The following is a 2,369-nucleotide window of genomic DNA, read 5'->3' on the forward strand; positions in this document are numbered from 1 at the left end:
GCCGTAGCAGCGGTTCGGTGTTCGACGCCCGGACGTTCACCCACCAGCCGTCGCCTTCGATGGTGAGTCCGTCGTCGGTGTTCTGGACGCCGCGCCCGGCGAACGCCTCGGCGAGCCGCGCCAGCACGGCGGGCACGTCGACGACGGTCGAGTTGATCTCACCGGACGCCGCGAAGACCGGTAGCCCGGCCACCAGCTCGGACATGGTGCCCGAGCTGCGGCCGAGCAGCGCCATCACGTGCAGCCCGGCCAGCATGCCGGTGTCGGCGCCCCAGAAGTCGCGGAAGTAGTAGTGGGCGGAATGCTCGCCGCCGAAGATCGCATGGTGCTCGGCCATCTTCGCCTTGACCGAGGTGTGCCCCACCTTGGAGACCACCAGCGCTCCCCCGGCGTCGGCGACCACCCGGTCGACGGCCCGCGAGGTGATGGTGTTGATCACGATGGTGCCGCCGGGCTCGCGGGCCAGCTCCTGCTGGGCGATCAGTGCGGTGATCAGCGACGGGCTGACCACCTCGCCGCGCTCGTCGACGATGAAGCAGCGGTCGGCGTCGCCGTCGAAGACCAGCGCCAAGTCGGCGTGGTGTTCGAGTACGGCCCGCTGGGCGTCGACCAGGTTGGCCGGCTCGAGCGGGTTCGGCGGATGGTTGGGGAAGGAGCCGTCCAGTTCGGTGAACAGGCCGATCGTCTCGATGTCGAGCGGGCCGAACACCGCCGGCGCGGTGTGTCCGGCCATCCCGTTGCCGGCGTCGTAGACGACGGTGAGCCGGCGCATACCCTCCAGCGGCACCAGGCGGTGCAGGTGGGCGGCGTACTCGGCGAGCACGTCCTGACTGCGGCTGCTGCCCTGCTCGGCGGCCGGCGCGAGTGCAGGACCCATCGCCACCTCGGCGATCTGCTTCAGCATCGCCGGCTCGATCGGCGCGGCCTGGGCGAGACAGAATTTGATGCCGTTGTAGTCGGCCGGGTTGTGCGAGGCGGTCAGCTGGACGCCCGGCATGTCGAAGAACCCGGACGCGAACCAGAGCTGGTCGGTGCTGGCCAGCCCGATGTCGATCACCGATGCCCCCTGCGACAGGGCGCCCTCAATGAAGGCCGCGGCCAGTTCCACCCCGGTGGTGCGCATGTCGCGACCCAGGACGAACTCCTGCCCGGCCAGTCCGAGCACAGCGACGAACGCGGCGCCGACGGCACGGGCCCCGGCCACGTCCCATTCGGGCTGGTCGCCGGTGACCACACCACGAATGTCGTTGGCTTTGAAGATGGACGGGGTAAGCACGTGGGCAGCCTAGTGCCCCGGCGCACCAGCGGTCGGCACCGACGGTGCCTGGATGACTTGAGCCGCGGCGAAAACGGCTACAGGTCGGCGATGACCGCCAGGTGACCCTTGCGGCGACTCACCGCCGGCTCGGGGGCGTCCGGACCCTCGGCACCCAGCCCGGCGAGCCGGACGGCGCGGGCGAGCGCCATCAGGTCGTCGGTGGACGGGCCGGTGTCGATGTCCGCTTCGGGCAGCCGGATGACCTCCCACCCGCGGGGCGCCGAGAGGCTCGCGCTGTGCGCTGCGCACAGGTCGTAGGAGCCGGGTTCGGCGCGGAGTGCGAGCGGACCGAGTACGGCCGTGGAGTCGGCGTACACATAGGTCAGCGTGGCGATGGCGGGGGTCGAGCACCCCGTCCGTGAACACATCCGTGACCTCACCGGCGTGACACTACCCGCTCGATCAGCGATAGTCGCGGAACCTCCAGCACAGCTCCAGGGTTGTCGACCGGACGTGTTCGGTGGCCGTCGCCCAGCGGGGCGGCGATAGCCTGGGGCCATGGCACAGCGCAGGGAACGTCACGGCCGCGGCCTGCGGGGACCGCTGGCGCTGCCCAATCCGTTCACCGGGAACCCGGTGCCGTTGCGCGCTCGGGTGCAGGGCGCGGAGTACTTCACCGGCTGCGTCCAGCAAGCGGTCGCGCGGGTGTCGGCGTCCTGCCCGCGCGCCCTGGTCGGGATCGACGTCGGCGTCGAGGACGTGCCGGGCGTGGTCAGCGGCTGGAGCCGCGACCGGGTGCCGCTGGCGGCCGCGGTCGGGCCGGTGCCGCCGCAGCACGGCCAGGTGGTGCTGTACCGGCGGCCGCTGGAGCATCGGGCACGGACCCGCAAGGGGCTGCGCATCCTGGTTTTCCGCACCCTGGTCGAACAGCTGCATGCGCTCACCGAGATTCCGCTCGAGGAACTCGACCCCGAGGGTTGGGCCACCGACGACGACTGGGAGTAGCGGCTCGATCAGCGGGCTCGACCGAGGGGGACGGAGATCCCGGCGTTCGCCGGGATGACGCAAGCGGGCGGGATGACGCAAGCGGGCGGGATGACGGGAACCGGTG

3 protein-coding genes are annotated in these 2,369 nt (G+C 71.2%); 1 reads left to right on the forward strand and 2 read right to left on the reverse strand.

Annotation, left to right across the window (positions count from 1 at the left end; all coding sequences use genetic code 11):
• Together manB and Q0066_RS07205 are read right to left on the reverse strand one after the other, a co-directional pair.
• Positions 1-1,276: phosphomannomutase/phosphoglucomutase (gene manB, locus Q0066_RS07200; RefSeq protein ID WP_298131547.1), on the reverse strand; the 1,276-nt coding region annotated here is incomplete at its 3' end.
• A gap of 77 nt (positions 1,277-1,353) precedes the next feature.
• Positions 1,354-1,686, reverse strand: coding sequence for a DUF3499 domain-containing protein (locus Q0066_RS07205; protein WP_298131567.1), 333 nt, complete (start codon positions 1,684-1,686; stop codon positions 1,354-1,356).
• 130 nt (positions 1,687-1,816) lie between these two features.
• On the opposite strand from Q0066_RS07205, the gene Q0066_RS07210 reads away from it, so the two are divergent.
• Positions 1,817-2,263, forward strand: coding sequence for a metallopeptidase family protein (locus Q0066_RS07210; RefSeq protein WP_298131549.1), 447 nt, complete (start codon positions 1,817-1,819; stop codon positions 2,261-2,263).
• Positions 2,264-2,369: the final 106 nt, after the last annotated feature.

This window comes from Micropruina sp., assembly GCF_027492755.1.
In the GTDB taxonomy this organism is placed as follows: domain Bacteria; phylum Actinomycetota; class Actinomycetes; order Propionibacteriales; family Propionibacteriaceae; genus Micropruina.